Below are 23,855 nucleotides of genomic sequence, written 5' to 3'. Positions count from 1 at the left end.
CCCGCTTTCTATTAGCCCACTAGTGAAACAATTTTTTGTGCACCGTCTGCCATAGATTCTGCTGCAACAATATTTAAGCCAGACTCATTTAAAATTTTCTTACCTAACTCTACGTTTGTACCTTCAAGACGTACAACTAAAGGTAATTCAAGACCTACTTGTTTCGTCGCTTCAATAACACCTTCTGCGATAACATCACACTTCATAATGCCACCAAAAATGTTAACGAAGATACCTTTTACATTTTTGTCAGAAAGGATAATTTTGAATGCTTCTGTAACTTTTTCAGCTGTTGCACCGCCACCAACATCTAAGAAGTTAGCTGGATCGCCATGGTAATGTTTAATGATATCCATTGTAGCCATCGCTAAACCTGCACCATTAACCATACAACCGATATTTCCATCTAAAGGAATGTAGTTTAAGTCATATTTAGAAGCTTCAATTTCTTTTGAATCTTCTTCATCAAGATCACGAAGTTCTAAAATGTCTTTATTGCGATATAAAGCATTAGAATCAAAGTTTAATTTCGCATCTAATGCCATAACTTTACCGTCACCTGTTGTAACAAGTGGATTGATCTCCGCGATAGAGCAATCTTTTTCGATAAACGCACGGTATAAGCCCATCATAAACTTCACAGCTTGTCCTACAAGCTCTTTTGGAATATTGATGTTAAACGCGATTCGGCGCGCTTGGAAGCCTTGTAAGCCTACTGCTGGATCAATATATTCTTTAAAGATCTTTTCAGGTGTTTGCTCTGCTACTTCTTCAATTTCTGTTCCACCTTCTTCAGATGCCATTAAAACAACTTGAGAAGTTGCACGATCTAAAACTAGACCAACATAATATTCTTTTTTAATATCGCAACCTTCTTCGATAAGTAAGCGTTTTACTTCCTTACCTTCAGGACCTGTTTGATGTGTCACAAGTGTAGTTCCTAAAATGCTCTCTGCATATGTACGAACTTCATCTAAATTTTTTGCAACTTTTACTCCGCCAGCTTTGCCGCGTCCACCAGCGTGAATTTGTGCTTTTACTACACATACATCCGTTCCTAATTCTTTCGCTGCTTCTACAGCTTCTTCTACTGTAAATGCAACCTTCCCGTTCGGAACGCTAACCCCATAGCTTTTAAGGACTGCCTTACCTTGGTACTCATGGATATTCATGGTCCCATCCTCCCCTGTTTTCCTGTTTTACTCGAAAAGTTTTTTAATGTTTAAAAAACATTACATTGCCATTGTATAAGATGATTGGCACGCTGTCTACAATAAAGTGTCAGAAAACTGAAATCGCTTTATTCTTTTTTGGAAATAATAATGTTCATATACCAAAATAAAAAAATAAGCTGCATATTCGCAGCTTATTTTTGAATCGTATCTTTAATTGGTGCAAACGATTTGCGATGTTCTTCTAATACTCCATGCGCTTCAATCGCTTCTAAATGTTTTTTTGTGCCATATCCCATATGTTGTTCAAATCCATATGCAGGATACTTTTCTCCAAGCTCTTTCATCATACGATCTCTCGTTACTTTCGCAATAATGGATGCAGCTGAAATAGAAATACTTTTCGCATCACCTTTAATAATGGATGTTTGCGGAATTGGTGTAGGAAGTTTCATCGCATCAATTAATAAATGTTCTGGTGCACAAGATAAATTCGCAACAGCATCTAACATCGCTTGTTTCGTCGCTTGATAAATATTTATCTCATCAATAACTTGTGGTGATACAATTCCAACTCCAATTGCAATTGCTTGTGTTTTAATTTCATCATAAAAACGCTCTCGCTTCGCCTCACTCAGCTTTTTCGAGTCATTCAACCCTGGAATATAAAAATCTTCCGGAAGGACAACAGCTGCCGTCACGACAGGCCCAGCTAGCGGCCCACGCCCTACTTCATCTATACCTGCAATAAATGTGAGCCCTTTTTCACGTAATGCAATCTCATACTTAGACATTTCGAAAAACTTTTCTTTTTCTTTCTGCGCTAACTCTTTTTGTTTATGCCACTTCAAAATGAGCTTTTGTACCCCTTTTCGCTCATCTTTCATTAATATTTGAAAGCGGTCGTCTTCTTCACTTATAATTTCTTGCAGTAGATGTTCCGCTTCTTGAATAGTCACTTTTTGCATTCACGCACACTCCCTTTATATACAAAAAAGAAAAGACGTACAAACGCACGTCTTATACTTCTTCTACTTTTTCAACACCTTCTACTTGCTCCGCGAACTCTTCTGGTGTTTCAAACGTCATTTTCCCAAGTTTTCCACCACGAAGCTCACGAAGTATAAGCTCAGATGTTTTATCATAATCAATCATTCCGCCGCCCATTAAACAGCCTCTATTTTTTCCAATTGCATCGAATAACTCCACAATATCTTCTGGAATTTCATTTAAATTATATCGATCTTTCAATCGTTCTGGATAATGTTTTTCCATAAAACGTAAAGCGTAAACAGCAACATCTTGTAAATTTAAAATTGAATCTTTAATTGCGCCCGTTGTCGCTAAACGAAGACCCACTAATTGATCTTCAAATTTAGGCCATAAAATACCCGGTGTATCTAACAGTTCCATTTCCTTCCCAACTTTAATCCATTGTTGAGCTGTTGTCACACCAGGACGATCTCCTGTTTTAGCGATATTTTTCTTCGCCAACTTATTAATTAACGTAGATTTACCAACATTCGGTATACCTACAATTAATGCCCGAATTGCTCTTGGTCTAATACCTTTTGCAACCATTTTATCAAATTTTTCTTTCACCAACACTTTACAAGCCGCTGCAATTTCCTTCATACCTTGTCCAGCTTGTGCGTTAATTGAAATTGCCATCTGGCCTTTTTCTTTAAAATATGCGATCCATTGCTTTGTTAAACGATCATCTGCCATATCCGCTTTATTTAAAACAACAAGCCTCGGCTTATGTGTAATAATCTCATCGATCATTGGATTTCGAGAAGATAAAGGTAATCGAGCATCTACAAGCTCAATTACAACATCAATTAACTTTAATTTTTCTGTTACTTGGCGTCTAGCCTTTGCCATATGTCCCGGGAACCATTGAATTACCATGTTGCCACCTTCTTTTTCTTTTATTTCACAATACGAGCATCTTTTAACGGCCAATATAGTATATTTGCTTTTCCAATCACTTGGTCCATTGAAATTGTACCAATCGAACGGCTATCTTTACTAAAACGACGATTATCGCCTAAAACAAATAATTGACCTTCTGGAACAGTTTTCTTCCCTGTCATTTCTTCAAGAGTAAAATCATATGTAAGCGGTCCGTCAGCAATTTGTTTTTTTTGCTTGTCTAAATACGGCTCCTCATAAGCCTTTCCGTTAACATATAGTTTATCATTACGATACTCTATTTCATCGCCTGGCAGGCCGATAATGCGCTTAATATAATCTTTATCTTCCGTCGCTCGGAATACGATAATATCAAATCTTTTCGGATCTCCTATGTGATAACCAATTTTATTGACAATCATTCGATCGCGATCATGTAAAGTAGACGCCATCGATACTCCATCTACGAGAATTGGCGCAAAGAAAAACTGTCTAATAACACCTGCTAATACAACAGCAATCAAAATTGCTTTGATCCATTCCCAAAGTGAACTCTTTTCTTTCTTCATGCATTTCCCCTCCACGATTATGTAAGCTGCTCGTATTATATCAAAATTTTATATAGATTGGAAAAAGGGAGCTTGTGTATTTACAAGCTCCCATACATGTCTTATCGAATTTCTTTAATACGTGCTTTTTTACCGCGAAGGTTACGTAAGTAGTATAACTTAGCACGACGTACTTTACCACGGCGAAGTACTTCAAGTTTCGCGATTCTTGGCGTGTGAACTGGGAATGTACGCTCAACACCTACACCGTAAGAAATCTTACGAACTGTGAATGTTTCACTGATTCCGCCACCACGACGTTTAATTACAACACCTTCGAAAAGCTGAATTCTTTCACGAGTTCCCTCAACTACTTTTACGTGTACACGTAAAGTGTCTCCAGGACGGAATGAAGGAAGGTCAGTTTTTAATTGGCCTTGAGTAATTTCTGCGATTAATTGTTGCATATTAAATTCTCTCCTTTAAACAGATGCTCTTATAAAGTCTTAATAAATTACAGCGGAACATCGTTAATACGGCCACTGTTTTCAGTAGCACAAGTGTTATAATAGCATATTGCTAGGACTGTTGCAATAGAAAATATATCAAGCCCTTACTTGTCTTCTTTAATCTGTTCTAGCCATTTCGCTTCTTGCTTAGATAATTCTCGTTCTTCCAGTAAATCCGGTCTACGCGTGTACGTACGACGTAGTGATTCTTTGTGTCGCCATTCATCAATATTTTTATGATTTCCTGACATCAGTACATTCGGTACCTTCATACCACGAAAATCAGCTGGACGTGTATAATGAGGATGTTCTAATAAACCTGTACTAAACGAATCCTCGACTTGTGAAGCATGATTTCCTAGCACTCCCGGGAGGAGACGCACGACACTATCCGTAATAACCATAGAGGCTAACTCTCCGCCGGTTAATACGTAGTCACCGATAGAAATCTCATCCGTTACGAGATGCTCACGAATTCGTTCATCGTACCCTTCATAATGACCACACACAAAAATAACATGCTCTTCTTCAGCAAGTTCTTCTGCCTTCTTCTGCGTAAAACGCTCTCCTTGTGGACACATTAGGACAACTCTCGGTTTACGGTCTGTTTCCTTCGTTAACTCTTCCACTGCATCAAAGATAGGCTGGGGGGTTAATACCATCCCAGCGCCACCACCATACGGATAATCATCTACGCTATTATGCTTACTCGTTGTATAATCGCGAAAATTGACAACACGAAGCTCTACTGCTTCTTTTTCTTGTGCTTTCTTTAAAATTGAAGATCCAAACACACCCGTAAACATATCTGGAAACAATGTTAAAATGTCAATTTTCATTATAATAGCCCTTCCATTACATGAATGGTTACTAATTTATTCTCAATGTTAACTTGAAGTACAACATCATCAATATAAGGAATTAATAGATCTTGACCTTTTGGACGTTTAATTACCCAAACATCATTTGCACCAGGAGATAAAATTTCTTTTATTGTTCCTAACGCTTCTCCTTCTTCCGTTACAACACTGCAACCAATAATTTCATGGTAGTAGTATTCACCTTCAGCTAATTCACCTAACTGCTCTTCTGGTACTTTTATTAAAGAACCTTTAAACTTCTCTGCTTCATCAACATTGTTGTATCCTTCAAATGTTAATAGATCAAATGTCTTATGTTGACGATGAGAAGTTACTTTCACTGGAAGGTAGTCTGTACTTTTCTCATTACTTATGTATAACGTGTTTCCTACTTTATATCGCTCTTCTGGAAAATCAGTACGAGAAATAACACGAATTTCTCCTCTTACGCCATGAGTATTTACAATTTTCCCTACGTTAAACCATTTTGTCATAAATAGTATGTCACCCCTGGTTTCTATATAAATTAAGCATCTCCATTTCACATATGGAACATGCAACTTCTCTTTAAATGTTAAAAAAGGGAGAGGAAATAACTCCTCGCCCTTTTTACGTTTATTGAATTTCCAGTGTTACTTTTTCATCATTATGATGTCCCACTGAATACAAGAGCATTCGAATTGCTTTCGCAACTTTCCCTTGCTTTCCAATGACTTTTCCAACATCCTCAGGATGTACAGTTAATCGATACTTTATCTCTCCGTTGTAAAGTTCCTGTGTAACTTTTACATCTTCAGGATGATCGACAAGAGGCTTGACAATCGTCTCGACTAACTTCTTCATAGTCATTGCCTCAATTACTTACCTTGTTTAGATAAGTGGAATTTCTCCATGATACCTTGGTTAGAGAATAAGTTACGAACTGTATCAGATGGTTTAGCACCATTTCCTAACCATTTTAATGCTGCTTCTTCGTTGATCTTAACTTCAGCTGGTTGAGCAACCGGATTGTAAGTACCGATTTCCTCAATGAAACGTCCGTCACGAGGAGAACGAGAATCTGCAACAACTACACGATAGAAAGGAGTTTTTTTAGCTCCCATACGTTTTAAACGAATTTTAACTGCCATTTATAAAGCACCTCCGAATTTATTTCACACAGATAATTATATTAGCAAAAAGACTATTGCTTTGTAAAGTATTTTTTCTTAACAGAGCCATCTTTTTTCCTTACATGAATGGAAACTTCAATCCACCTAGTCCTTTTTTCTTACCTTTTTGCATTCCCGTCATCGTTTTCATCATCTTTTTCATATCATCAAATTGCTTGATTAAACGATTGATCTCTTGTACTGTTGTACCGCTACCTTTGGCAATGCGCTTTTTGCGACTAGCATTGATTATTTCCGGTTGTTCTCGCTCTAATTTAGTCATAGAACGAATAATTGCCTCAATATGCCCAATTTGTTTTTCATCAACTTGCGCATTTTTCAGCCCTTTAATTTTATTTGCACCAGGAAGCATTCCTAACAATTCATCAAGCGGTCCAAGTTGACGCACTTGTCCAAGTTGTTCTAGGAAATCGTCAAGCGTAAACGAAAGCGTACGCATTTTTTGCTCAAGTTCTTTTGCTTTCTCTTCATCAACTGTAGCTTGCGCTTTTTCAATTAATGTTAAGACGTCTCCCATCCCTAAAATACGGGATGCCATACGCTCTGGATGGAACGCTTCAATCGCATCTAGTTTTTCACCCATACCAACAAATTTAATCGGTGTATTTGTTACCGCCTTAATAGATAATGCTGCACCACCGCGCGTATCACCATCTAATTTCGTTAATACAACACCTGTTAAACCTAACTGTTCATGGAAACTTTGTGCAACATTTACCGCGTCTTGTCCCGTCATCGCATCGACAACAAGGAAAATTTCATCCGGTTTCGCAACTTCTTTCACTTTCGCTAATTCATCCATTAGTTCTTCATCAATATGCAGGCGACCTGCTGTATCAATTAAAACATAATCGTGATGATCTTCTTTTGCTTTTGCAATCGCTTGTTTCGCAATTTCAACAGGACTTACTTGATCTCCTAAAGAGAATACAGGCATGTCCAATTGCTTCCCTAATGTTTCAAGCTGTTTAATCGCTGCTGGACGGTAAATATCCGCTGCAACAAGCATTGGTTTACGATTATGCTTTTTACGAAGCAAATTCGCAAGCTTACCTGTCGTCGTTGTTTTACCCGCACCTTGCAGACCAACCATCATTATAACAGTCGGTGGCCTATTAGCAACAGCAATTTTGCTTTGCTCTCCGCCCATAAGTTCTGTAAGTTCTTCCTGTACGACTTTAATTACTTGTTGTCCAGGTGTCAAACTTGTCATTACATCTTGTCCGACAGCACGTTCAGACACACGCTTTACAAAATCTTTTACTACTTTAAAGTTAACGTCCGCTTCTAAAAGAGCTAGACGAACTTCTCTCATCATTTCTTTCACATCGGCTTCAGAAACTTTTCCTTTGCCGCGGATTTTTTGCATTGTCTGTTGAAGTCGGTCGGCTAATCCTTCAAATGCCATATTGCCGCCCTCCTAATCTAATTTTTCGATAGCTTCAACAACTTGTTTCATTTCTTCATTCACATGCTCTTCTTCGCTGATTAGCTGTTTTAGCTTTGCAACAAGTCGCTGTCGCTCTTGAAACTTTTGAAGTAATACTAATTTATCTTCATATTCTTCAAGCATCGCTTCAGTCCGTTTAATGTTATCATACACGGCTTGGCGACTTACATCAAATTCTTCCGCAATTTCACCAAGAGATAAATCATCTAGATAATAAAGCGACATATAACTTCTTTGTTTTTGCGTTAACAACGATTGATAAAAATCAAATAAATAGTTCATTCTCGTTGTTTTCTCGAGCATGTTGGATCATCCTTTGTTAAGTGATTTCCCTTTACATCAATTAGTTTACATGGAGTACAAAAGAGTGTCAAGTTTTTTTCTTAACATCACATATTTTTATAGAAAAAGAAGCGGAAAATACCGCTTCTTTCACTTACACTTCTTCAGTTTCTACTAAGTTCGCAAATAAACCATACACATATTGTTCTGGATCAAACTGCTGTAAGTCATCCATTTGCTCTCCTAATCCAACGAATTTCACCGGTACATCCATTTCGTTACGAATCGCTAATACAATACCACCTTTAGCAGTTCCATCTAACTTCGTTAAAACAATACCAGTAACATTCGTTGCTTCACGGAATGTTTTCGCTTGACTTAAACCGTTTTGTCCTGTTGTTGCATCAATAACAAGTAATACTTCGTGAGGAGCCCCCGGTACTTCACGCTCAATTACACGCTTCACTTTCTCTAACTCTTTCATTAAGTTTACTTTATTTTGTAAGCGTCCTGCTGTGTCACATAGTAATACGTCTACTTTACGTGCTTTCGCGGCTTGTACAGCGTCATACATAACCGCCGCTGGATCAGATCCTGACCCTTGTTTAATCACTTCTACACCAACGCGATCGCCCCATACTTCTAATTGTTCAATCGCTCCCGCGCGGAATGTATCTCCTGCCGCCAATAGGACAGACTTACCTTCTGATTTGAATTTATGTGCTAGTTTACCAATCGTCGTCGTTTTCCCTACGCCGTTAACACCGACAAATAAAACAACTGTTAATTGATCCTCTTGCATATTAATTTCATTACTAAACTCACTGTCGCCTTTGTAAATTCCTACTAACTTTTCTGAAATAACAGCTTGTACTTCTTTTGGATCTTGGATGTTACGACGTTGCACTTCTTCTTTCAATTGATCAATTAATTCCATTACCGTCGAAACTCCGACATCTGCACCAATTAAAATTTCTTCTAATTCCTCAAAGAAATCTTCATCTACTTTACGATAACGATAAACTAAATCATTTACTTTATCTGCAAACGAATTTCTCGTTTTTTCTAATCCATGTTTAAATTTCTCTGTTACCGTATCTGTTTGTTTTGAAATTTTTTCTTTTAATTTTTTAAAAAAACTCATACTGTCCCATCCTTCCTAATTACTTGCAACTAGTTCTTCTCCATCATCTAAACGAACCGAAACAAGTTTAGATACCCCTGACTCTTGCATTGTTACACCGTACAATACGTCAGACTCTTCCATTGTACCTTTTCTATGTGTAATGACAATAAACTGTGTCTCATCACTAAATCTCTTTAAATACTGCGCAAAACGGGCAACATTCGCCTCATCAAGAGCCGCCTCTACCTCATCTAGTACACAGAATGGGACTGGGCGCACTTTTAAAATACCGAATAACAGCGCAATTGCTGTTAAAGCACGCTCCCCACCAGAAAGTAAACCTAAGTTTTGCAGTTTCTTCCCTGGCGGTTGCGCTACAATATCAATACCAGTATTTAATAAGTCCTCTGGATTCGTCATGACTAAATCCGCTCTACCGCCTCCAAATAATTCAGAGAATACCGATTGAAACTCCATTCGAATTCCTTCAAACGTAGTAGAAAAACGTTTTTTCATTTCTTCATCCATCTCAGTAATAAGTTGGTGCAATGTCGCTTTCGCTTCTTCTAGGTCATCTTTTTGCTCTAGTAAGAATGTATGACGCTCTGCTACACGCTCATACTCTTCAATTGCACCTAAGTTCACTGTGCCTAGCTCTTCGATGGATAATTTAATTAGTTTCACCTTTTTACGTGCATCCTCTGCAGGCATCATCATTGTATACTTCAGTTTTGCTGCTTCAAATGAAATCGTATATGTTTCACGTAAATGTTGTAATCTATTTTCTAACTCTACATCAAGTCGGTTTATTTTTACTTCTTGATTTTTCAGCATCTCAAGAATGTACTTATGTTTACCTGTTGTTTCTTTCAGATTACGCTCTAAATGTTCTACTCTCTCTTGTAACGATACGCGTTGTTCACGACGAGAGCGAATTAACTCTGAAGTTTGATTACGATCATATGCTTTCTTCTCAATCATATTCGTAATTTGCTCTTCACCACTTGAATTCGATGTCATTTCTTGTTTTAAGAATGCTAAATCCTCTTTCGTTTTGACAAGCGTTGCATCCGTTTCTTCTTTTTCCTTCGTCAATCGTTCAACTTTTTCTTTTTGATTAGATAAGCGTTGTTGCTTTTCAGCCGCCAACACTTTTAACTCAGTCATTTCTTTTTGCACTTTTTCTTTCGAAGAATGCTGCTCACTTTTTTGTTTTGTTAAAGCGACAATTTTGCTATCTAATCCCGTAATCTCTGCTTGAAGAGTCGCTAAAATCTGTTCTAGCTCTTCTTTACGCCCTTGTATCTTCACTTGATCTTGTAAGAATCCTTCAATCTCTAAATCGTAAATAGATAAACGATCATTAATACGATGTTCTTCTAATTCTAAGCGATTAATTTCTTCTCTTAATTTCTGTTCATCTACACGCTCTGCTTCTACACTTTGCCTTAGTTCCCGTATTTGCACTTCTCTTTCTTGAATCTCTTGCTTTACTGCTTTAACAAAGTTTTCTAACTTCGTTGTTTTTTCTTCCATATCAGTTAACTTGCCCGTCCACTCTTCTAGTTCACGTTGACGTCCTAATAAAGAAGATTTCGCCTGTTTTACCGCTCCACCGGTCATAGAACCGCCAGGGTTCACTACGTCACCTTCGATTGTTACAATACGATAACGGTATTGCAGTTGTTTCGCTAACTCATTTGCCCCGCGTAAATCTTTCGCAACAATAACAGTACCTAATAAATTCGAAACTACATTTTCATACTTATTGTTATACTGCACAAGTTCTGCCGCCACACCTACAAATGATGGGTGTTGATTTACAATACGTAATTGTTCAAATGATAGCGATCTACTTTTAATAACAGCTTGCGGTAAAAACGTTGCTCGTCCATGTTTATTTTGTTTTAAAAACGTAATTGCATTACGAGCATGTTCTTCTTTTTGTACAACAATATGCTGCATCGCTGCACCTAGAGCAATTTCCATTGCAATTTCATATTCTTTCGGTACCGTTAGCAATTCTGCAACAGCACCCTCGATACCTTGCAACCTATCTTCTCTAGCTTTTAATACTTCACGTACCCCTTGATAGAAACCAGAGTAATCCTCTTGCATCTCTTCTAGCATTTCTTTTCGAGAACGTGCCTGTTGTACAAATTGATACGCTTGATACAGTTTTGTTTCATTTTCACTATACTGCGTCTTGCATTTCCCAAGTGCCGCTTCTGTCTTTTGTATATTCGAAAGGATACCAGCTACTTTTTCTTTCACTTGTTCATAACTTTCCACAAGTTTCGTCTTTTTCGCTGTAATTTCCATGCGTATTTCTACATATTTCGCATTTTCTTCATCGAGGCGTTCATTTTTTGAGTTTTGTTGTTTAGATTGTTCTTCAATCATAGATAACTCATTACGATGACTAGCTTGTTGATTTAAAAGTTCAATATAGTCACCTTTTAAATTCTCAATTTGTTCCTCTAAATTGTCAGCAAAAGTTGCCAGCAGTAGCTCATTATCATGCAATTTTGTCTCCAACTCTTTTACTTGATTTACAAATTGCATCAACACTTCAGTACTGGATTCAATTTCACCATCATAACTTGTAGCTTTCTCTGTTAATTCAACAATTAACTGTTCGAGTTGTGCACAATGCGTCGTTGCATTTTGTTTTCTCTCTTTTAATAACTCACGCTGTCCGTCTAACTTTTCTAGCTCTTTACTAGAAAGAAGAAGTACTTCTTGTAAGGAATCTACAGACTCGTCTACTGCTTGTAATTGTCCTCGTAATTCCTCAAGCTCTTCTTCACCTTTTTGTAAATGCGTTGACATTTTAGCTTCTTCGTTTTTATTATGCCCAAACTGATTTCGAAGCGCTTCCCATTTCTCATGCAATTCTTCAATTTCATGTACAATAAGCGCCGCTTCTACTTTCTCTAATTCTTCTTTTTTCTCAAGATAATCTTTCGCAATAGAAGCTTGTCTTTCTAAAGGTTCTACTTGACTACTTAATTCGTGAATGATATCTTGTACACGATTTAAGTTTTCTTGTGTGTCTGCTAATTTTACTTCAGCTTTCTTTTTACGAAGTTTGTATTTCAGTACTCCCGCAGCTTCTTCAAATACACCACGACGTTCTTCTGATTTACTACTTAATATCTCTTCAACTTTCCCCTGGCTAATAATCGAAAAAGCTTCTCTTCCCATACCAGAGTCCATAAATAAATCGATAATATCTTTCAATCTACATGATTGTTTATTAATATAAAAATCACTATCACCAGAACGAGATACACGACGCGTTACACACACCTCATTATATTCAATCGGTAAACGTTGATCTTCATTATTTAAAGTTATTGTTACTTCAGCAACATTAACTGCTCTTCTCGTATCACTGCCTGCAAAAATAATATCCTCCATCTTTGCACCACGTAATGATTTTGCAGATTGTTCACCAAGTACCCAGCGAATCGCATCAGTAATATTACTTTTCCCACTTCCATTAGGTCCTACTACAGAAGTTACACCTGGGACAAAATCAACAGATACACGCTCAGCAAAAGACTTAAACCCTGCTATTTCTAATCTTTTTAAAAACACGAAAGGCCTTCCTCCTATTCTCCGTTGTTATAACTGTTGTCTATACAAAAACAAGCTATTATACGGATTTCCCTTCCCTTTATTCACAAACAAAAAGAAAGTTTCATTCTATGCATAAGGAATCCCCCTCATTCAAAGGGGGATTCCTTATAGTTGTTCTTTTAATTTTTTTAATGCCTCTGCAGCAGCTTGTTGCTCTGCTTCTTTTTTCGACTTGCCACTACCAAGACCTAAAGCCACGTTATTTAACGTAACACGTGACACAAATTCTCGATTGTGGGCCGGTCCTTTTTCCTGCAAAATTTGATACTCAATATTGCCACTACCATCACGCTGAATCAACTCTTGTAATTGACTCTTATAATCCATCACATGAGAAAAAGCACCTTCATTAATTTTAGGGTATACAATTTCTTTTAAGAATCCCCATACTGTTTCTAACCCTTGATCAAGATAAAGGGCACCAATAAACGCTTCAAAGACATCCGCTAATAAAGCTGGTCGTTCACGTCCACCTGTCATTTCTTCACCTTTTCCTAATAAAACAAGGCTACCAAATGACAACTCGTTTGCAAAACGAACAAGAGATGGTTCACATACAATAGCTGCACGTAGTTTTGTTAACTCTCCTTCGCTCATTGTCGGATATTTTTGAAACAGATACTGCGACACAGTAAGTTCCAATACTGCATCTCCAAGGAATTCGAGACGCTCATTGTCTTCATGCGGTTTTTTTCGATGCTCATTCACATACGATGAATGCGTAAATGCTTGAATCAATAATTTTTCATCTGAAAACGTAATACCTATCTCTTCTTGAAATACTTTAAACGCTTCACGATATTTTGTTTCGTATTTTTTTTCTCTATGTTTTCGGTACGGCATAAGTCCCTCCAGATATAAGCCGAGAAGCCCCGCTAAAAAACGGGACTTCACTTAAGCATTATAGATGACTCTCTATGTAAGTCACAGCATCGCCAACAGTAGCAATCTTTTCAGCATCTTCATCAGAAATTTCCATTTCGAATTCATCTTCCAATTGCATTACAAGTTCTACTACATCTAGGGAGTCTGCGCCTAAATCTTCTTTAAAGCTCGCAGCTGGTACTACTTCAGTTTCTTCTACACCTAAACGATCAACGATGATTTTTGTTACACGCTCTAAAACATCTGCCATTCCATTCACCTCCCCTCAAATATTATATTAAATATTGGACAAAAAAACTAGTTGAAATCGATTCTTTTATTACATTACCATTCCGCCATCAACATTTAACGTTTGCCCTGTAATATATTTGCTTTGATCAGAAGCAAAAAACGTTACAGTATTTGCGATATCTTCCGCTTCACCAAACTGAGCTGCAGGAATTAACTTTAACATTTCGGCTTTTATATTTTCATCTAATACATCCGTCATATCAGTCGCAATAAACCCAGGAGCAATTGCATTTACAGTAATATTACGGCTCGCTAACTCTTTTGCTGATGTTTTTGTTAATCCAATTACACCCGCTTTAGCAGCAACATAGTTTGCTTGTCCTGGATTACCTGTCACTCCAACAACAGAAGCGATATTAATAATACGTCCATGACGCTGGCGCATCATGTATCGAGATACTGCCTTCGTACATAAGAATACACCTTTTAGGTTTGTATTAATAACTGTATCCCATTCTTCTTCTTTCATACGCATTATTAAATTATCTTTTGTTACACCTGCATTATTTACAAGAATATCAACTTGTCCAAATGTATCTACAGTTTGTTTCACCATATTTGTAACATCTTCAGCATTTGCAACATCTGCCCTTACTGCAATTGCATCCGAACCTAATTTCTTTATTTCATCAACTACTTCATTTGCCTTTTGCTCATTACCAGCATAATTTACTACAACATTTGCCCCTTGTTTCGCTAAATCAATCGCAATCGCACGACCAATTCCACGTGAAGCGCCAGTTACTAATGCCACTTTCCCTTTTAACATCAGTTTTCTCCTCTCAAATTTGAAATGGTATCTTTTAATGTCTCTTCATCATATATCGCATATGCTTTTACTGATGGATCAATTGACTTCATAAGTCCAGCAAGTACTTTCCCAGGTCCAATCTCAATAAATGTATCTACCCCTTGACTCACCATGTTTTCAATGGACGGGTACCATAAGACAGGCGAATAGAGCTGTTCAATTAGCTTTTCTTGAATATGTGCACCACTTGTAATAACGTCTGCTGTTACATTTGCGATAACAGGAATATTCGTATCTTGAATTGTAATTTCATTTAAGACACTTTGGAACTTCTCCGCTGCTGGCTTCATAAGCGAAGAGTGGAACGGTCCACTTACCTTAAGCGGAATTGCTCTCTTTGCACCATTTTCTTTCGCTCTTTGAGAAGCAATCTCGACTCCTTGCTTTGTTCCAGAAATCACAATTTGCTTCGTACTATTCATATTAGCGATTTGCACTGCATATCCTTCACTTGTTACTTCTTCTGTAACTTGTTTCAGCATATGTGGATCAGCACCTAAAATAGCCGCCATTGCACCTTCTCCGCCAGGAACAGCTTCTTCCATATATTCCCCACGTTTTCTTACAGCATATACAGCGTCTTCAAAAGTTATTGCACCCGCTGCTACAAGAGCGCTATATTCACCTAAACTATGTCCTGCAACAAAGTCTGGTGTAATATCATACTCTTTCAAAGCTGTCAAAATAGCAAAACTCGTTGTTAATAAGGCAGGCTGTGCATTTGTCGTTAACGTAAGCTTTTCTTGCGGCCCTTCAAAAATCACTTCTGAAAGTGAATCTTGCAACACCTCATCTGCTTTTGCAAACACATTTGCAACCTCTTTATTATTCTCCGCTAACTGTTTACCCATTCCAACTGCCTGTGAACCTTGGCCCGGAAAAAGAAATGCTAGTTTTCCCATTTCAAATCCTCCTCTTATTGGAGTGGCTCTTTCTCCATTACGCTTGAAATAGTAGGAATAACTTCTTTCGCTACCATTTCTCTCGTTTGACGAATCGCACTAAATATTGATTGGTCATTAGAAGAACCGTGAGCCTTAATGACAGGAGCTTTCAATCCAAATAATGCCGCTCCTCCATACTCCGAATAATCCATTTTATCTTTTAATACCATAAGTTTTGGCTTTAATACCGCTGCTGCTAATTTGCTCGTAAATGAACTCATTAACTGCTCTTTTAACATAGAAAATAACGCAAGTGCTGTTCCTTCTAATGATTTCAGCGCTACATTCCCTGTAAAACCATCACACACAACAACATCTGCTACACCTTGCAATAAATCTCTTGATTCAACGTTCCCAACGAAATGAATTGGGGCATCCTTAAGCATTGCAAAGACTTGTTTTGAAAGTTCGTTCCCTTTGCCATCCTCTGTTCCAACATTCAAAAGTCCAACGCGAGGATTTTTAATTCCTCTTACTTTCTCAGCGTATACAGATCCCATTACTGCATATTGATATAAATGAATTGGTTTTGCATCAACGTTCGCTCCAACATCTAACATAACAAAACCTTCTCCATCAACAGTTGGCATTGTAGGGGATAAAGCTGGTCGCTCAATTCCTTCCATACGACCTACAACAAACAATCCAGCCGCCATTAAAGCTCCTGTACTACCAGCTGATATACAAGCATCGGCTACGCCGTCTTTCACTTGCTGCGCTGCTAGTACCATTGAAGCTTGTTTTTTTCGACGAACCGCTCTTACTGGTTCATCTGTCGATTCGATTTTTTCATCTGTATGAAGTATAGTAATTCGCTCTTCACTCGTTAAGTATTGACGAATTTCCTCTTCTTTCCCTACTAACGTAATATGTAAATCAGAATATTCTTTAATAGCTTTCATTGCTCCTAATACGACAGCCTTTGGAGCATGATCGCCGCCCATTGCATCTATTGCGATTTTCATAAGTTGTTACCTTCCTCACTATAATTACTAGATCGATACATTTCAAAAGTGCCTGTAAAAACCAGTTCTTCTCCAACAAAGCTACGCACTTTGACAACGGTCCGTCCTTTATCATTCTCTACATCTTCAACGCGCACTTTTGCAACAACACGCTCTCCTAATTTTACAGGACGAATGTATCGAATGGTAGACTTTGCAGTTAAAGCTAATTCTTCATCAATAACTGCAACAGCTAGTGAGTTTGCTTGTGCAAACAAATGATGCCCACGGGCAATCTGATTTCTTTTAAATACGTGTTCTACCTTCACTTCAAAGATAGAAATCGCATGTCTATCCAATTCTATATCGATAATTTCTCCGACAACCTCTTCTAACGGTAAAGATTTTACATCTTCTTCATGTTGCTTTGTAGCTACATGTTTAATTCTTTCTCTTAATTCAGGAATAGATAATTCCATACGGTCAAGACGTACGGTTTGTATACTCACTTGAAATTTTTCTGCTAAATCTTCATCCGTAATAAAAGGATTCGTTTCTATTGTTTGTTGTAATAATTCTTGTCTTTCTTTTTTACTTCTTCTTTTTTTCATACCGCACCATCCATTTTTATGACTAGGTACTAACAGTAGTATATAATCATTAAAAGTAGAATGCAACAAAAACTTTCGTTGCCTCCCTTTAATCGAGCTTCTCTCCTTGGAACACACCTGTCCCGTCAAGATAAGTACGCAGCGAAGCATACTGATCATTATGCCAAAACGCTTCTGACTCTACTAGTAACGCCGCATCTTGTCTAGCTGTTTCTAACGCTCGATAATCATGTACCATATCAGCAACCTTGAATTCTGGTAAACCACTTTGCTTACTTCCAAAGAAATCTCCAGGACCTCTTAACTCTAAATCTTTTTCTGACAATACAAATCCATCATTCGTTTCGGTCATAATACGCATTCGCTCTTTTCCCGTTTCCGATTTTGGATCCGCGATTAATAAACAATATGATTGTTCACTACCACGCCCAACACGTCCCCTGAGCTGATGGAGCTGCGATAAACCGAAACGCTCTGCATCATAAATAACCATTACAGTCGCATTCGGTACGTTCACACCTACTTCAACAACTGTTGTCGACACAAGAATTTGCACTTTATTTTCACTAAATCGTCCCATTATCTCTTCTTTTTCTTGAGATGAGAGTCTGCCATGCATTAATCCGACTTGACATTTCCCATGATAATGATGAGTCAGCATACTATGTAAGTCAATCGCATTTTGCACATCAAGTTTCTCAGATTCTTCAATAAGGGGACAAATAACATATGCTTGTCTTCCTTTTTTTATCTCCTTCTCCACAAAACCGAGAACTCGATCTAACATATCATGTTTTGCCCAGTATGTTTCAATTACCTTTCTACCAGCTGGCATCTCATCGATTATAGAAACATCCATCTCTCCAAATGCAGTAATTGCTAACGTACGCGGAATTGGCGTCGCCGTCATAAATAAAACATCCGGACTTTCACCTTTCTCCCTTAAAACTCGTCGCTGCGCTACACCAAATCGATGTTGTTCATCAGTAATAACGAGACCTAACCTATGAAAGATAACTTCATCTTGAATTAAAGCATGTGTTCCAACAAGGATATCTATTTCTCCTTGTTCTAATTTTGCCAAAATCTCTCGACGCCTTACACCTTTAACAGAACTGGTTAACAATTCAACATTCATACCAAAGTGCGAGAACGTCTCTGCGAGCGATTGATAATGTTGCTCTGCTAAAATTTCTGTAGGAACCATTAAAGCACCTTGATAATGTGCTAACTTCGCTGCATAAAGGCCAATTGCTGCAACGACTGTTTTCCCAGAACCTACATCACCTTGCAACAGACGATTCATCCGATAAGGAGATGTCATATCTTTCATAATTTCATCTACTACCCGACGCTGTGCACCAGTTAATGGAAACGGAAGTGCATCGATAAACTCTTGCAATTCTGCTGAAGGAATTTCTTTTTTCGTCCCTTTCGAATTTTCCCTCTCCATTTTCCGTAATGTTTGCATTTTCAGCTGAAATAAGAAAAACTCCTCATATACAAAACGGCGACGTGCTTGTTTTAAATCTTCCTGTCCTGCTGGAAAATGCAACGCCCGAATCGCTTCATAACGCGGCAATAATTTATATCGACTTAGCAATCCATCAGGTAGCACTTCAACTATAGATTCTCCATACTCCTTGAACGCTTGGGCGATAAAACGGCGCATCTGTTTTACTGTAAGTTTCCCTTTCACTGAGTATACAGGCTCTACTTCTTGTTGACGTACAACTGGTCCAAAATGAAGCTCTGATACCGCAATCGTTTGACGGTGCTGATCCCATTTACCAGTAATCGTTACTGTTTCATTTAAATTTAACTTCTGCTTATAGTACGGCCTATTAAAGCATACAGCTGTAATTAAATAACGACCGACGAGGACACGAACCGTAAGACGCGACTTCTTCTTCCCATAATATTGCAGTAAAGGAGCACTATGAACCTTTCCCTCAACTGTTACACGTTCATCATGCTTTACTTCAGCAAGATCTTTCATCGCATAATCTTCATAACGGTACGGAAAATGTTCTAATAGATGAGAAACTGTATAAATTCCCATCTCGTGTAGTAATTCAGATGTTTCTCCTCCGATTCCCTTTACATCCGTAACAGGAACTTGTACAACTTCATTCAAGATTCTCACGCTCCGTCACATTATTTTCTTTGATTCATTCATACTATTGACATCTGTAATCGCTCTCTTTCACCCTATATATTCTATCATAGGCATTCTTAGAGAAACTACTCAAATCCCTCATAAGCAATACGAAAGAAAAGAGCCTCACTATTAGCAGCAAGGCTCTTTTTTATCTTCAATATGCTAGCCTTTTGAATAAAAACTAGTAATGAACTTCATATTACTACTTCTTATCCATTAGCAAGTAAGTAATCCATTTATTTTCAAAACGAATTTTTTCTTATTCTACAGAGAAGATAAACGAATACACCGGTTGGTTTCCAGCATGTACTTCTACTTCTGCATCTTCAAAATTCTCTTCTACAAATGCAACTAACTCAGCTACTTCTTCGTCAGTTGCATCTTCACCTTGTAGAATCGTTACAATTTCAGAATCTTCATCAATAAGTGCTTCTAGTAATTGCTTTGCAGCTCCTACTTTTGCAGCATTTGTTGATACGATTTTCCCATCTGCAATACACATGAAATCATCTTTTTGAATTGCTACACCATCAATTTCCGTATCACGTACAGCATACGTAATTTGACCGGTTTTCACATGAGATAAAGCTTCTTTCATGTTTTCTTCGTTCTCTTCTAACGTTCCAACTGGATTAAATGCTAACATTGCAGCCATACCTTGAGGAACTGTTTTTGAACGAATTACAATCACTTCTTGATCCACAACTGACGCTGCTTGTTCTGCTGCCATCACGATATTTCCGTTGTTCGGTAAAATAATGATTTTTTCAGCATTCGCTTCTTCAATCGCCTTCACAATATCCTCCGTACTTGGATTCATCGTTTGGCCACCTTCGATAACTTTCGTCGCGCCAATGCTCTCAAATAAAGTTTTGATACCAGATCCCATAGCAACAGTTACGATACCGTACTGTTGTTTCTCTTTAGACTGGCTAGTTGGCTCAGGCATCATAGTAGGCTCATCTAATAAAGCCGTATGCTGTTCACGCATATTTTCTACTTTAATCTTAATTAAACTACCATAGCGTTGTCCATAATTCATAGGATCTCCAGGATGTTCCGCATGAATATGAACCTTAACAACCTCATCATCTGATACAACAAGTAGTGAATCTCCGTACACACTAATATCTTCACGGAACTTTTGTTCAGAGAAATTATGTTCTTTCATTTTTTCAGGCTCTAATTTCACCATGAATTCCGTACAATATCCATACTTAATATCTTCTGTACTCAATTGGCTTTGTACACTACGGTGATGTTCTGCGCGTACCATGTCATTCATAGATGGTTGGGCAGACACATTAGAAGAAATCGTTTCTCCTTTTAAGTCAGCTAAAAATCCTTCGTATACAACAACAAGACCTTTACCACCGCTATCTACAACGCCAACTTGTTTTAATACAGGTAATAAATCTGGCGTACGATTTAACGATGCATTCGCTTCTTTCACAACGTCTTCCATAAACAAAACAAAGTCGCGCTGTTTTTTCGCAACTGTCACTGCATATTTACCCGTTTCTCTTGCAACCGTTAAAATCGTTCCTTCAATCGGTTTCATAACCGCTTTGTAAGCCGCTTCTACCCCAGCATCTAAAGCTGCAGCAAAATCAACTGTTGTTAATTCTTCTTTTTGTTCAATGGATTTAGAGAAACCACGGAATAACTGAGATAAAATAACTCCAGAGTTACCACGAGCTCCCATTAATAATCCTTTGGCTAAACTTACGCCGACTTTACCAGCATGCTGTGAAGGATTTGCTTTCACTTCACGTGCGCCTGAAGTCATTGATAAGTTCATGTTTGTACCGGTATCGCCATCTGGAACTGGAAATACGTTTAATGCATCAACAAGCTGAACATTATTTGTTAAATTATTCGCTCCTTGCATGATCATTTGTGATAAACGTTTCCCATCAATTTTTTGAATTGACACAGATTTTCCTCCTTAATGCACATTACAAGTTTATTACTTTAACTCCTTGTACGTAGATGTTTACAGAATCTACTGCTAGTCCTACAGTTTGATCTAATGTATATTTCACTTTCGTCTGCACGTTATGTGCTACTTCTGAAATTTTCGTACCATAGCTCACAATAATATACATATCAATATGTACTTCATCTTCATCTTTACGAACAATAACACCTCTAGTGAAGTTTTCTTTTCGTAAAATGTCTGTTAAACCATCTTTTAACTGATTTTTTGATGCCATACCTACGATACCGTAGCAATCTACTGCGGCACCTCCAGCAATTGTTGCAATTACATCTGTACTAATATCAATTTGACCATACTTCGTTTTAATTTCAATTGACATCTCGTTTCCCCCTTCATAAATGGTGAAAGTGAGCTAGACTACTTTAGTTACTATCATATAATCTTTTTAAAGAAAATTCCATCGTTCTTTCTTTTCACTCTCATATTTTATGTTTTAAATCACATTTTTTATGATGAGCAAAATAGTCCATTGTTATTATACAACATGTACCACTATAATATGTCAAGCAATTTTTCTTGATTTCAACTTTTCATCATCGACATATGGTGTCAAGTAATTTTTCTTGATTTCTTTTTTCTACGGTGTTGCATTCTCTTTTTAGTTGTGTTAAATTATAGTAGTGTTTTTAGCATCGCAAAAAAGACTAACATTGAAAAATTACGTATGGTAAGGTATCAAGGGAGGGAAATATAAATGGCTCGTGTTTGTGCTATCACTGGAAGAAAAGCTCGTTCTGGTAACTCTCGTTCTCACGCAATGAACGCTACAAAACGTAAATGGGGCGCTAACCTTCAAAAAGTTCGCGTACGCATCGACGGAAAAGTTCAACGTGTTTACGTTTCTGCTAGAGCATTAAAATCTGGCAAAATCGAACGTGTTTAATAATAAAAAAAAGAGCCGCTAGGCTCTTTTTTTACTATGACAATGGAAAAAGCACCGGTAATAGGTGCTTTTTTTAATCTTTTTTGAAGGTATTTAGCATGGCACGAACAATTCCACCAAGAAATTTAGGTAACTTAATTGTATAAAATCTCATGGTTTCCCTCCTAATCCCCATTACTCCACTTGTTCACTATATGATGTAAGGAGCAAAATTGTTTCTTTAATCAGTGCTTCTTATCACCATTAATATGCCAGAAGTAAATGAAAAAGTACCTTTTTCCTCAACGAGTTCATTACTAATACAAAGTGTTGATCCCCATTCTATTGTTTTATTAGTTAGAGGATACTTAAAACCAAGTAATGTAATCCCTTCTACTATTTCAGTAACCGGTACAAAAGATACATAAGGGAAATTTTTATTGTCTTCAATTATATGTGTACCCACTTTTTTCACGCTTATTTCATTTTTATTATCTACAATACACATTTCTACCCCTACTTCTAACCCTCTTAAAAGCATCTGTATATTTGCTAAACCGTGATCCAGCCTTCCACCAGTGGCACCAAAAATACGAATCAATGTGGGATTTTGTTCTAACGCCCAGTTAATCGCAATTTCTAAATCTGTTTGATCTTTTTCACGAGGAACAATATGTAAGTCATTTGTTTGCTGGCCCATCCATACTAATTCCTCTTCAGTAACTGAATCGTAATCTCCAAACGCAACAGTTGGAGTAATTCCTCCCTTTAATAGACGATATACTCCTCTATCAACTGCTGCCCATACTACTTTCTCATTTTCATATCGAGAAAAATCTGCACAATATTCCGCAGGTCCACCCGCTAAAATATGAATAATCATGTTTCCTTCCCCTTCTATTGTAAAAAGGCAATCTGCCATTCGGTAGATTGCCTTTTTACATGTTTTTTCTCTATCCTTTATAAATAGTGAACACTTACTACACTAGAAGTTTCACTGGGATAAAGACTCGTTCATTCATTATCCACGAATGACACGAATTGCTTCACCGCGGTCTTTTTGATTGTATACTGCTGATCCAGCTACAAGTACATTTGCTCCTGCTTCAACACAAAGTCGTGCTGTTTCAGCGTTTACACCACCATCAACTTCAATTTCTACTTCTAGATTGCGCTCTTTAACCATTTCTGCCACTTGTTTAATTTTCGGTAATACAGAATGGATAAATTTCTGTCCACCAAATCCAGGGTTTACTGTCATAAGTAATACCATATCGATATCTTCTAATACATGCTCAATCGTCGAAACTGGCGTATGCGGATTTAATACAACTCCCGCTTTAATGCCATGAGATTTAATTAGCTGAATTGTACGATGCAAATGAGGGCACGCCTCTACATGAACAGTAATAATATCCGCTCCCGCTTTTGCGAAAGTCGGGATATAGTTATCAGGATTTTCAATCATTAAATGTACATCTAATGGTAAAGATGTAATTGGGCGGATAGCTTCTACAATTAATGGTCCAATCGTAATATTTGGTACGAAATGTCCATCCATTACATCGACGTGAATGTAATCCGCTCCGCCTTTTTCTACATCTTTAATCTCTTCCCCTAATTTTGAAAAATCTGCTGATAAGATCGATGGTGCAATTTTAATCAT

Annotated in this window: 26 protein-coding genes; 1 reads left to right on the top strand and 25 read right to left on the bottom strand. The window is 37.6% G+C overall.

Going from position 1 to position 23,855, the window contains the following annotated elements:
* Positions 1 to 11: 11 nt before the first annotated feature.
* From sucC to ILT06_RS05905, 22 genes are all read right to left on the bottom strand, one after another.
* On the bottom strand, positions 12 to 1,172 hold the full coding sequence (gene sucC / locus ILT06_RS06010; RefSeq protein WP_001020778.1) for an ADP-forming succinate--CoA ligase subunit beta: 1,161 nt from the start codon (positions 1,170 to 1,172) through the stop codon (positions 12 to 14).
* A gap of 194 nt (positions 1,173 to 1,366) precedes the next feature.
* Positions 1,367 to 2,140, bottom strand: coding sequence for a ribonuclease HII (locus ILT06_RS06005; protein ID WP_064475007.1), 774 nt, complete (start codon positions 2,138 to 2,140; stop codon positions 1,367 to 1,369).
* A 52-nt stretch (positions 2,141 to 2,192) separates the two neighbouring features.
* On the bottom strand, positions 2,193 to 3,083 hold the full coding sequence (gene ylqF / locus ILT06_RS06000) for a ribosome biogenesis GTPase YlqF (protein WP_048546006.1): 891 nt from the start codon (positions 3,081 to 3,083) through the stop codon (positions 2,193 to 2,195).
* 20 nt (positions 3,084 to 3,103) lie between these two features.
* A complete protein-coding gene (gene lepB / locus ILT06_RS05995; RefSeq protein ID WP_000711857.1) occupies positions 3,104 to 3,655 on the bottom strand; it encodes a signal peptidase I in 552 nt (183 codons plus the stop codon).
* 101 nt (positions 3,656 to 3,756) lie between these two features.
* The gene (gene rplS, locus ILT06_RS05990) at positions 3,757 to 4,101 is read right to left on the bottom strand and encodes a 50S ribosomal protein L19 (RefSeq protein ID WP_001186518.1); all 345 of its coding nucleotides are present in this window, start codon (positions 4,099 to 4,101) and stop codon (positions 3,757 to 3,759) included.
* A 146-nt stretch (positions 4,102 to 4,247) separates the two neighbouring features.
* Positions 4,248 to 4,982: a tRNA (guanosine(37)-N1)-methyltransferase TrmD gene (trmD, locus tag ILT06_RS05985; protein WP_064475006.1), complete on the bottom strand. Its 735-nt coding sequence runs from the start codon at positions 4,980 to 4,982 to the stop codon at positions 4,248 to 4,250.
* Entirely contained in the window at positions 4,982 to 5,497 is a 516-nt protein-coding gene (gene rimM / locus ILT06_RS05980; protein ID WP_000170282.1) for a ribosome maturation factor RimM, read from the bottom strand. Before rimM ends, trmD begins: the two co-directional genes overlap by 1 nt.
* Positions 5,498 to 5,618: 121 nt before the next feature.
* Positions 5,619 to 5,846 (bottom strand): KH domain-containing protein, encoded by a 228-nt coding sequence (locus ILT06_RS05975; RefSeq protein WP_000737397.1) that lies wholly within the window; start codon positions 5,844 to 5,846, stop codon positions 5,619 to 5,621.
* 14 nt (positions 5,847 to 5,860) lie between these two features.
* Positions 5,861 to 6,133, bottom strand: coding sequence for a 30S ribosomal protein S16 (gene rpsP, locus ILT06_RS05970; RefSeq protein WP_000268750.1), 273 nt, complete (start codon positions 6,131 to 6,133; stop codon positions 5,861 to 5,863).
* Positions 6,134 to 6,233: 100 nt separating this feature from the next.
* On the bottom strand, positions 6,234 to 7,583 hold the full coding sequence (gene ffh, locus ILT06_RS05965) for a signal recognition particle protein (protein WP_048546014.1): 1,350 nt from the start codon (positions 7,581 to 7,583) through the stop codon (positions 6,234 to 6,236).
* Between the two features lie 12 nt (positions 7,584 to 7,595).
* Positions 7,596 to 7,928, bottom strand: a complete 333-nt coding sequence (locus tag ILT06_RS05960) for a putative DNA-binding protein (protein WP_000891061.1) — start codon at positions 7,926 to 7,928, stop codon at positions 7,596 to 7,598.
* Positions 7,929 to 8,061: 133 nt separating this feature from the next.
* Positions 8,062 to 9,051 (bottom strand): signal recognition particle-docking protein FtsY, encoded by a 990-nt coding sequence (gene ftsY / locus ILT06_RS05955; RefSeq protein WP_000007644.1) that lies wholly within the window; start codon positions 9,049 to 9,051, stop codon positions 8,062 to 8,064.
* A gap of 15 nt (positions 9,052 to 9,066) precedes the next feature.
* Positions 9,067 to 12,636 carry a chromosome segregation protein SMC gene (smc, locus tag ILT06_RS05950; RefSeq protein WP_064475004.1) on the bottom strand — a complete coding sequence of 1,190 codons (3,570 nt, stop codon included), beginning with the start codon at positions 12,634 to 12,636 and terminating at the stop codon, positions 9,067 to 9,069.
* Between the two features lie 147 nt (positions 12,637 to 12,783).
* On the bottom strand, positions 12,784 to 13,521 hold the full coding sequence (gene rncS, locus ILT06_RS05945) for a ribonuclease III (protein WP_001146867.1): 738 nt from the start codon (positions 13,519 to 13,521) through the stop codon (positions 12,784 to 12,786).
* 58 nt (positions 13,522 to 13,579) lie between these two features.
* Positions 13,580 to 13,813 carry an acyl carrier protein gene (gene acpP, locus ILT06_RS05940; RefSeq protein WP_000786062.1) on the bottom strand — a complete coding sequence of 78 codons (234 nt, stop codon included), beginning with the start codon at positions 13,811 to 13,813 and terminating at the stop codon, positions 13,580 to 13,582.
* Between the two features lie 69 nt (positions 13,814 to 13,882).
* Positions 13,883 to 14,623, bottom strand: coding sequence for a 3-oxoacyl-[acyl-carrier-protein] reductase (gene fabG / locus ILT06_RS05935; RefSeq protein WP_098101672.1), 741 nt, complete (start codon positions 14,621 to 14,623; stop codon positions 13,883 to 13,885).
* Complete coding sequence (fabD, locus tag ILT06_RS05930) at positions 14,623 to 15,567, bottom strand: ACP S-malonyltransferase (RefSeq protein ID WP_064475002.1); 945 nt, start codon at positions 15,565 to 15,567, stop codon at positions 14,623 to 14,625. The genes fabG and fabD overlap by 1 nt, the downstream gene beginning before the upstream one ends.
* Positions 15,568 to 15,581: 14 nt before the next feature.
* Positions 15,582 to 16,574 (bottom strand): phosphate acyltransferase PlsX, encoded by a 993-nt coding sequence (gene plsX / locus ILT06_RS05925; RefSeq protein WP_046956482.1) that lies wholly within the window; start codon positions 16,572 to 16,574, stop codon positions 15,582 to 15,584.
* Entirely contained in the window at positions 16,571 to 17,164 is a 594-nt protein-coding gene (gene fapR / locus ILT06_RS05920; protein WP_000747354.1) for a transcription factor FapR, read from the bottom strand. Before fapR ends, plsX begins: the two co-directional genes overlap by 4 nt.
* An 88-nt stretch (positions 17,165 to 17,252) precedes the next feature.
* Complete coding sequence (recG, locus tag ILT06_RS05915) at positions 17,253 to 19,301, bottom strand: ATP-dependent DNA helicase RecG (RefSeq protein ID WP_064475000.1); 2,049 nt, start codon at positions 19,299 to 19,301, stop codon at positions 17,253 to 17,255.
* 283 nt (positions 19,302 to 19,584) lie between these two features.
* Positions 19,585 to 21,261: a DAK2 domain-containing protein gene (locus ILT06_RS05910; RefSeq protein WP_088047265.1), complete on the bottom strand. Its 1,677-nt coding sequence runs from the start codon at positions 21,259 to 21,261 to the stop codon at positions 19,585 to 19,587.
* 22 nt (positions 21,262 to 21,283) lie between these two features.
* Complete coding sequence (locus ILT06_RS05905) at positions 21,284 to 21,646, bottom strand: Asp23/Gls24 family envelope stress response protein (protein WP_000021109.1); 363 nt, start codon at positions 21,644 to 21,646, stop codon at positions 21,284 to 21,286.
* A 375-nt stretch (positions 21,647 to 22,021) separates the two neighbouring features.
* Between ILT06_RS05905 and rpmB the strand changes: the two genes are divergently transcribed.
* Positions 22,022 to 22,210: a 50S ribosomal protein L28 gene (gene rpmB / locus ILT06_RS05900; RefSeq protein ID WP_000124776.1), complete on the top strand. Its 189-nt coding sequence runs from the start codon at positions 22,022 to 22,024 to the stop codon at positions 22,208 to 22,210.
* 73 nt (positions 22,211 to 22,283) lie between these two features.
* On the opposite strand, the gene spoVM is transcribed toward rpmB, so the two are convergent.
* The 3 genes from spoVM to rpe all read right to left on the bottom strand — a co-directional run bounded on the left by spoVM (position 22,284) and on the right by rpe (position 23,855).
* Positions 22,284 to 22,364, bottom strand: coding sequence for a stage V sporulation protein SpoVM (gene spoVM / locus ILT06_RS05895; RefSeq protein WP_001213599.1), 81 nt, complete (start codon positions 22,362 to 22,364; stop codon positions 22,284 to 22,286).
* A gap of 66 nt (positions 22,365 to 22,430) precedes the next feature.
* Complete coding sequence (locus ILT06_RS05890) at positions 22,431 to 23,111, bottom strand: thiamine diphosphokinase (RefSeq protein ID WP_064474998.1); 681 nt, start codon at positions 23,109 to 23,111, stop codon at positions 22,431 to 22,433.
* 99 nt (positions 23,112 to 23,210) lie between these two features.
* On the bottom strand, positions 23,211 to 23,855 hold the full coding sequence (rpe, locus tag ILT06_RS05885; RefSeq protein WP_061678216.1) for a ribulose-phosphate 3-epimerase: 645 nt from the start codon (positions 23,853 to 23,855) through the stop codon (positions 23,211 to 23,213).

This window comes from Bacillus sp. 17RED48 (assembly GCF_019837545.1).
GTDB classification, from domain to species: domain Bacteria; phylum Bacillota; class Bacilli; order Bacillales; family Bacillaceae_G; genus Bacillus_A; species Bacillus_A wiedmannii.
The sequence above is the reverse complement of the archived record's forward strand: the minus strand, read 5'-3'. Positions and strand labels throughout refer to the sequence as shown.